This is a genomic window from Acinetobacter sp. YH12117, assembly GCF_013418865.1.
GTDB lineage: Bacteria > Pseudomonadota > Gammaproteobacteria > Pseudomonadales > Moraxellaceae > Acinetobacter > Acinetobacter indicus.
This window is the reverse complement of sequence record NZ_VPBF01000024.1, coordinates 43,924-50,676: the sequence shown is the minus strand read 5'-3', so window position 1 is coordinate 50,676 and position 6,753 is coordinate 43,924. Positions and strand designations below refer to the sequence as shown.

Below are 6,753 nucleotides of genomic sequence, written 5' to 3'. Positions count from 1 at the left end.
TTCATATTGCATCTATTGCCCTTCTTAATTTACTCAGATTCGACTCTTTGGCTTCTGCAGGTAATCTACCCAAACATCTGGAAAGTTTAATGGAGAAATCTAATCGGTATGTTATACCTGAGAGAAGAGTGAGGAGTTATCCAAGGGTTGTAAAAGGAAAACCTCAAAAATACCCAAGAAAAAGCCAGTCAATCTCTTAACTGACTGGCATTACTCAATTGAGGACTTTTTGTTGATCTTTTAAGGCTGAACAGCGTGTTCCTGCAGATAGTTTTCAGTACGCTGCATCGCGGCCTGAATATTCTGAATAGCCACTTCTACATCTTTTAAGGTTTTGGCATTACCACCACTTAGCGCCTGACGCCATTTGCGTGCGCCCGGTAAGTTCTGGAACAGGCCCAGAATATGACGGGTGATAATCGACAGCGGTGCCCCTTCAGCCACGCGCTGTGCGATATATGGCATCATCTGCTGCATAATCTCGAAACGGTCCGGGAGGGGCAGATTCCAGAAATGTCCCAGTTCGGCCAGTAAATACGGATTGTGATAGGCTTCGCGGCCAATCATCACCCCATCGACATGCTGTAAATGTGCCTGTGTTTCTGCCAGGGTTTTAATGCCGCCGTTAATTTCAATGATCAGCTCCGGGCGATCCTGCTTTAAACGGTAAACATCTTCATAGCGTAAAGGCGGCACTTCACGGTTTTCTTTGGGTGATAGGCCTTGTAACAGTGCAATCCGGGCATGCACGATAAAATTATTGCAGCCGGTTTTGGCAACGGTATCGACAAAATGCAGCATTTCTTCATACGAATGCATGTCATCAATCCCGATCCGGTGTTTAACCGTGACCGGAATATCCACCGCATGACGCATTTCTGCGATACATTCTGCCACCAGATCAGGCTCGGCCATTAGGCAGGCGCCAATTTTATTGTTTTGCACGCGGTCGCTTGGGCAGCCGACATTCAGGTTAACTTCATCATAGCCCCAGTCTTGTGCCATTTTGCTACAGATGGCCAGATCTTGAGGATTGGAACCGCCCAATTGCAGCACAATTGGATGTTCTTCCTGATTAAAGTCCAGATGGCGTTTGGCATCACCATGAATAATGGCACCAGTGGTGACCATTTCTGTATATAAAATCACGTTTGGATTAAACAGACGCGCAAAGAAACGATAATCTCGGGTGGTCCAGTCCATCATTGGAGCCACGGAAATTCTTGGCAGTTGGATATTTTCAAGCGTATTTACATTTGACATTCAACAGCAAACCTTGCAACGACGGGAAACAAAACTGAGGCGCTATTCGCACAGATTGGGCAGCACAAGGCAGAGGGTTTTACTCACATCCACCGGGCGTGCAGGGGCGAGATAGTAGCACAAAATCCGGCTGACGAAAAAAGATTGTTGTTGGCTGTCCGAAGGTGGGAGGGTGAATATCCATATTTTAGCTTGCTGCTATTTTAACTGTTATATTGTTAAAATATAAATTATAATTATTGATATTAAGTTTAAGTTATTTTATAAATTAAATGAATACTCCCGAAAATGATCTTTAAATTCAATTAGAATATATAATCAAAATACATATATAATCTTCCCAGCTAGAATAAAAATAATAAAATTAATTCACTGGAAAAATTGACAATCAATTCAAAAATTATAGTTATTCTTTGATTTGTTTAAAAAAATATGTAATTCCAATGTAACAAGAAGCATTTTTCTTGCAAAATACCTATTAAATACTACATAAAATTACGCAAAATCCTTCAATATTACTATATTCAGAATAATAAATGGATGATCGTATGCCCCAGTATATTAAACTTGCTGAAATAATCTATAGAAATGTCGAGCAAAATAAGGACTTTAGAGGAGATATTATCAATGATTTAAATATGTTAATGATTGAGCTGCGTGCTGAAATCAAAAAAACACGTCTTAAATTATTGGTCAATTGCATCGACTTTAATGAGCTGATGGTCAACCCTTTATATGCCAACGAGCTGAAACTGGACTTGAGCATTGTGCCGAAAAGCAGCAATAAAGAAGAGTTTATACTCTGGTTGGCGACATTTATTCAGAAAATTACCGTTGATGAAGATCAGCCGAAGACCCCAAAGGGAAAGAAGATCAAAGTGCCCTTAATGAGCTTAGAACCGCTGGATATTGCAGCCCCTCCACAGATCTCGAGTGACAAGGAGCTGGAGCGGTATCAAACGGCGCAGATTGCAGATTAAGGTGAGAGGAAAGCACTATGTACATCAAGTTTTAATCTGAATCTCATCCATCTATTCAAACAAAAGGGAAGCCATTGGCTTCCCTTTTGTTGATTCAGCTTGTATGAGTGCAGGACAATTAAGCCGGAATAGATTCTGCAATGGCTTCACGTGCCCAGACCCGGTTGTGACGAATCGCTTCTTTAAAGCCTTCCGCCACATTCTGGAAACTGGCATCGCTAAATACGCCTTCATCTGGCGGTAGACGCAGATGTTCCAGCAGCTCGGCTTTATCCCCTAACAACACCACCGGTTTTAAATGTTTATAGGCTTCAATCACATAATGGCAGGCCACACCATCGCGCTTAAAGGCATCCAGATTGTTGCCATCCAGCACAATCACTGCATCATACAGCACTGAGGGTTCGGCCTGCTGCATCCCATCGGATGGAATCATGTCATCTTCAATGGTGGTGGTTGGGGCAGGGGTGGGTGTCAGAAAATCCAGCATCACATTTTCTTTTAAGGCCCATTGATGAATCGGCTCAATATTGTCGGTGGCGGCATGGGGATGTACCAGTACCGCGATTTTACGGCCTTCAATATTCGGCGGTAAAAATGCCGTCATGGATAACTTGGCTGAGGTTTTTTCCTCGGGTAGATCAGGCGGCAGCTGGCTTTCATCTAGTGCAATGCCGAGTTTATCGGCGACCATTTTGGCCAGATTGGCATCAATATTGGCCAGCATATTGTGCACCACACGCTCACGGATAGGTTTGCGCTGCACTTTACTCAGCTCAAAGACATAGGCATCGACCACGTGTTTCTGTTCAGGCAGGCTCAGGCTTTTGAAATACAGACGCACCTGCGAAAAGTGATCGCTAAAGGATGGACTGCGCTGACGGATTTTATGCCCGTCAATGCGTTCCTGATAGCTTTCAAAACCGCCACCTTTGGCTGCGGGTGGGGTTTCTCGTGGCCAGTCATTGTCAATCGAGTTGGGCTGATACGCCGCCTGACCGCGATGAACCCGGCTCTGATGGATGCCATCGCGCTGGTTATTGTGAAACGGACACACCGCCTGGTTAATCGGCAGCTGATGGAAGTTCGGACCCCCTAAACGGCTGAGCTGGGTATCGGTATAGGAGAAAATCCGCGCCTGCAGCAGTGGGTCATTGGTGAAGTCGATTCCCGGCACAATATGCGCCGGACAGAAGGCGACCTGTTCGGTTTCATCAAAGAAATTGTCAATATTGCGGTTGAGCACCATCCGGCCAATCGGAATGACCGGCACCAGTTCTTCCGGAATCAGCTTGGTCGGATCAAGCAGGTCGAAGTCAAAGCTCATTTCATCTTCCTGCTCCACAATCTGCACACCCAGTTCCCATTCCGGATAGAAACCGTTCTCGATGGCCTGATACAAATCGCGGCGATGATAATCCGGGTCTTTCCCGGCAATTTTCTGTGCTTCATCCCAGACCAAGGCGGCCATACCCTGTTTCGGGGTCCAGTGGAATTTCACAAACACCGATTTGTTTTCGGCATTAATAAAGCGGTAGGTATGTACGCCAAAGCCCTGCATACTACGGAAGTTTTTTGGAATACCACGGTCGGAAATGGCCCAGATCACCGCATGTGAGCTTTCTGGCACCAGCGAAACAAAGTCCCAGAAGGTGTCATGTGCACTGGCACCGGTTGGAATTTCGGTATCTGGTTCCGGTTTTAAGGCATGCACAAAATCCGGGAATTTCATGCCATCCTGAATAAAGAACACCGGGGCATTGTTGCAGACCATGTCATAAATGCCTTCCTGGGTATAGAACTTGATGGCAAAGCCGCGAATATCGCGTACCGTATCTGCCGAGCCGCGCGGCCCTTGTACGGTCGAGAAGCGTACAAAGACTGGCGTTTTATGTTCTGGGGTAGTTAGAAAATGGGCTTTGGTATATTTTTCATTGCCCGGATAGGCTTCAAAATAACCATGCGCACCGGTGCCACGCGCATGCACAATACGCTCCGGAATCCGTTCATGGTCAAAGTGGGTCATTTTTTCATGAAAAATAAAATCTTCGAGCAGGGTGGCCCCGCGAATGCCAGCTCTGAGGCTGTTCTGGTTATCGGCAATTTTAACGCCCTGATTGGTGGTGAGCGCCTGTTGTGTCGCATCACTGCGATACGGGTCTAATTGAACGGATTTATCATTACTGTTCTGTCGGTTTGCCGCATCTGCGCCGGCCATTTCACTCGGTTGTTGATCTTTTTTCATTGTTGCTGTTCTCCGTAATTAACTTTTATGATGCATTGGGTCGAGCGCCTGCGACAGCGCCGGGAAAAGGGCCTGGCTGTATTGCTGGGTACACCAGCGTCCGGCATCGCTGGCAGATTTATGCGGGGCCAAATAAGGCAATAGCTGCCGGATTTTGTCGTCAAAAGATGAGGCCTGGGCGTATTTGAGCTGAATTTCTTCCAGCTCCAGCTCGGCCATATAATTAAAATAATCGCTGGTTTTAAAATGGTCTGATGTACTTTGCAGCGCAGATGGGGCAGGATGCTGTGCTGCGGCATCTCCCAGAATCCAGTCATAAATAAACTGCTGTTCGGTACGGTTAAACAGCCCGAACATCTGGCTTTCCTGCTGATGAATCAGACGCCAGAATTTACTCTGCTCCGGGTCCTGACCTAAACGGATCCAGTCGGTTTCCAGCAGCTGCTGGATAAAACCATCCACGCCTTCGATGGTTTCCAGCCATTGGTTGATGCTGCGGTTGGTAAAAATACATTTATTGTCATGAATGAATTTGCCCATCAGGGCTTTATGCTGGAAAATTTTCTGGATAATGTCGTGCAGATGCAGCCGCTGCAGGATTTTTTCTTCGTTCATGCCTTGCTGGCTTAAGGCATAGCCCAGCTGAATCAGGCGCAGATATTGAGCCTGCTGTTTTTCGTCCGGGGCCAGACTGGCAATGGCATGTAGCACGGGCGTATGCCGTGATGTTGAACGCTGCTGTGGCTGAAAACAGCGGGTGTGAATACCGAGTTCTTTTAGTTCATGCGCAATGATCAGCTGATGCAGCGAGCACAGCTGTTTGCCAATATGAAACCCTAAGATCAAAGGCATGAAATCGGTAGGGCAGTACGCCAGTGCCAGCTGAATTGCAGCCTGATGAAAATAGCCATCTTCCAGACCGAGTACAAAGTTATCTAGCTGCAGGGTTTCAAGCAGTGCATTGAACTGATACAGCTGATGCTGCTGCGTGTGACCATAGGCCAGAGCTTGCAGATACAGCTGAATCAGCTCGGTATAGCGCCGGTCATCCCAGTGCTGGCTAAAACTGTAGAGCCAGGCTGCCTGCGCACGCTGGGTCGGGGCAATCTTGATCAGAAACTCATAAGCATCGGACAGGCAGTGAAAATATTCGCGTGGCTGTCCCCAGGCACGGCGCTTTAAATAATATTCAAATTCGAGCTGGGCTTGCTGTTCATGCTGGATCATCCAGTGCTCCAGCTGATCCAGCTGGCGAGGGAAATCGGGTAGGGCCAACGGCAGGGTTTCAATTTCATGTTTTAAACTGAACAGGGCTTTTTGTTGTTTGGCGGTGGGAGCAATATCGGCATCTAAATAAAAGGACACCAGATCAAAATAGGTTTCAGGCACATCATTGAGTATGTCTAATAATCTTTGTTTGATGACCGTTGGCATTATTCTGCTCCATGATTTAACCCTAGAAAACAGTAATCTAGTTGGCTGTAAACTTAAGCCTGAGTTGTGTGCCTTCATGTAAAGTATGTATATGGGCAATTAACCTATAGGTATAAAAATCAGAGGGTTATATTTTTAGTTTTAAAAAATAAATGAAATGTTACTTTTCAGAAAAAAGCACTGAAAAAGAGCTATGTTTAAATCGGAAGGAATAATTATATTCAGGATGGGTATAAATGAATAAATGCTGCCAGTTACTTGCCAAAAAGAAATTAAAAGTCACCTTTATTGAAAGTGCTTCGGCAGGGTATCTGGCCTATCGTTTTTCATTAAATAAAAATTCAGGCGATATTTTAAATGGTAGCTTGGTCTGTTATGACGCCAATTTAAAAGTCAGTATTTTAAAAATTTCAAAGAAATTCCTGGAAAAATACTCTCCTGAATCTGCCGAAGTGACAGAACAGCTGGTTTTAAAAGCCAAACAGATCATTGATTCTGATATTTTTGTTGGCTGTACCGGTTTATTAAAACGTGGTGGCTCTGAAACTAAGGAAAAACCGGTCGGAACATTTTTTTACTGTATTTCGTATCAGAATAAACTGCATCATTATCGCTGTGTATTTAATGGCACCAAAAGGAAAAAACTGGAACAGCTGTCGCGGGCAATTAGTCAGAGTATTATTGAAGTAGTCAAGCAAAAATAATAGGAATATATAAATCAAATAGACAACCCAAAATAGAAAATCTGCAGAGATAAAACCCTTAGATATAAAAAAGTTATAGGTCATAATGACCTATAACTCTGAACCGTATTAGAACCAGACTGAGGGC

At 44.9% G+C, this 6,753-nt stretch carries 5 protein-coding genes and 1 pseudogene; 3 read left to right on the top strand and 3 right to left on the bottom strand.

All coding sequences use genetic code 11. The features are described from left to right. A pseudogene (locus FTU55_RS14995) lies at positions 1–200 on the top strand (DDE transposase); the annotation flags it as partial. A gap of 40 nt (positions 201–240) precedes the next feature. Here the strand turns inward: FTU55_RS14995 and dusA are convergent. Next, positions 241–1,263 carry a tRNA dihydrouridine(20/20a) synthase DusA gene (gene dusA / locus FTU55_RS09675; RefSeq protein ID WP_163145427.1) on the bottom strand — a complete coding sequence of 341 codons (1,023 nt, stop codon included), beginning with the start codon at positions 1,261–1,263 and terminating at the stop codon, positions 241–243. A gap of 536 nt (positions 1,264–1,799) precedes the next feature. Between dusA and FTU55_RS09670 the strand changes: the two genes are divergently transcribed. Further along, on the top strand, positions 1,800–2,243 hold the full coding sequence (locus FTU55_RS09670) for a hypothetical protein (protein WP_373685472.1): 444 nt from the start codon (positions 1,800–1,802) through the stop codon (positions 2,241–2,243). A 118-nt stretch (positions 2,244–2,361) separates the two neighbouring features. Here the strand turns inward: FTU55_RS09670 and katE are convergent, their stop codons facing one another. Both katE and FTU55_RS09660 read right to left on the bottom strand, forming a co-directional pair. Further along, positions 2,362–4,488, bottom strand: a complete 2,127-nt coding sequence (gene katE, locus FTU55_RS09665; protein WP_016658604.1) for a catalase HPII — start codon at positions 4,486–4,488, stop codon at positions 2,362–2,364. A gap of 18 nt (positions 4,489–4,506) precedes the next feature. Continuing rightward, complete coding sequence (locus tag FTU55_RS09660) at positions 4,507–5,922, bottom strand: hypothetical protein (protein ID WP_180046922.1); 1,416 nt, start codon at positions 5,920–5,922, stop codon at positions 4,507–4,509. 236 nt (positions 5,923–6,158) lie between these two features. On the opposite strand from FTU55_RS09660, the gene FTU55_RS09655 reads away from it, so the two are divergent. Then, on the top strand, positions 6,159–6,626 hold the full coding sequence (locus FTU55_RS09655) for a CinA family protein (protein WP_163141205.1): 468 nt from the start codon (positions 6,159–6,161) through the stop codon (positions 6,624–6,626). Positions 6,627–6,753 lie beyond the last annotated feature (127 nt).

Excerpts from the sequence above, each read along its gene's own strand:
- dusA (WP_163145427.1), bottom strand. The coding sequence starts at position 1,263 with ATGTCAAATGTAAATACGCTTGAAAATATCCAACTGCCAAGAATTTCC.
- FTU55_RS09670 (WP_373685472.1), top strand. The coding sequence starts at position 1,800 with ATGGATGATCGTATGCCCCAGTATATTAAACTTGCTGAAATAATCTAT.
- katE (WP_016658604.1), bottom strand. The coding sequence starts at position 4,488 with ATGAAAAAAGATCAACAACCGAGTGAAATGGCCGGCGCAGATGCGGCA.
- FTU55_RS09660 (WP_180046922.1), bottom strand. The coding sequence starts at position 5,922 with ATGCCAACGGTCATCAAACAAAGATTATTAGACATACTCAATGATGTG.
- FTU55_RS09655 (WP_163141205.1), top strand. The coding sequence starts at position 6,159 with ATGAATAAATGCTGCCAGTTACTTGCCAAAAAGAAATTAAAAGTCACC.